This is a genomic window from Betaproteobacteria bacterium (assembly GCA_009377585.1).
GTDB lineage: Bacteria > Pseudomonadota > Gammaproteobacteria > Burkholderiales > WYBJ01 > WYBJ01.
In genome coordinates, this window is the sequence record WHTS01000121.1 from 1 (window position 1) to 1,172 (window position 1,172).

Consider the following 1,172-nt stretch of genomic DNA (forward strand, 5'->3'; position numbering starts at 1 on the left):
GGCTAATACTGCTCATGAGGAGGGGTGCCCGCGTCAGCGGGCGGGGTGGTGTGGTTCACCCGGCATTCGCCTGCGCCTGCAAATCGAGTGTTACGCGCACCGCACTCGGCTCGGGCGAGCGGTCGATGGTGAAGCCGTTGCGCCGCGCCATCGCCACCATGCCGGTGTTCTCGAGCAGGACATCGCCAACCAGCCATTGCGTCCCGCGTTCACGGCAGTAGCGAATGATCTTGTCGAACAGAATCGAGCCGAGCCCTTGCCCCTTCAGGTCCGAGCGCACCACGATGCCGAACTCCGCGCGTGCATTCTCCGGATCGGTGACCGCGCGCACGACGCCGAGCGTTTCGGCTGCGCCGTCGGTGGCAATGGCGACGAACGCCATCTCGCGCTCGTAGTCGATTTGCGTCAGGCGCGCAAGCTCCGAGGGCGCAATGTAGCGGCGCGTGTGAAACACGCGCATGCGAATGTCCTCGGGGCTCAGCTTGCGCAGGAAGTCGAGATGGCGTTCGGTATCTTCCGGCCGGATCGGGCGCAACAGCAGGTTGCGTCGCTGCCATTCGATGCGCTCCTCCAGCTCGCGCGGATAGGGTCGGATGGCGAGGCGCTCGCGTCCGCTTGCCTTCGGCGGGAGCACTCGGGCGCGCGCATCGAGCGCAAGCACGCCCTGGTCGTCGGCGAGCAGCGGATTGATGTCGAGCTCGACGACCTGCGGCATGTCGATCACGAGCTGCGAGAGCTTGCCCAGAACGTCGTAAATCGCGTCCAGATCGGCCCGCGGGCGGTCGCGGTAGCCGGCGAGCAGTCTGGCGACCCGGGTCCGATCCACCAATGCCTGTGCCAACGGCACGTTGAGCGGCGGCAGCGCGACGGCACGATCGGCGATCACTTCCACTGCCGTGCCGCCGTGGCCGAACAGGATCACCGGGCCGAACAACGGGTCGACCGCCACGCCGGCGATGAGCTCGTGCGCGTCCGGCCTGCGCACCATCGACTGGATGGTGAACCCGCTCAGCGCGGCGTCGGGCCGCAGGGATGCAATGCGCTCGAGCATTGCGGCCGCCACCGCGTGTACTTCGTCCGCGCTCTCCAGGTCGAGCGCGACGCCGCCCACGTCCGACTTGTGGGTGATGTCGGGCGAAAGAATCTTCAGCACCACCGGGAACCCGGTCGCG

General features: G+C 67.5%; 1 pseudogene (running past one end of the window). It reads right to left on the bottom strand.

The features are described from left to right. Positions 1–55: 55 nt before the first annotated feature. A pseudogene (locus GEV05_25625) lies at positions 56–1,172 on the bottom strand (GNAT family N-acetyltransferase) (it continues 1,571 nt past the right edge of the window).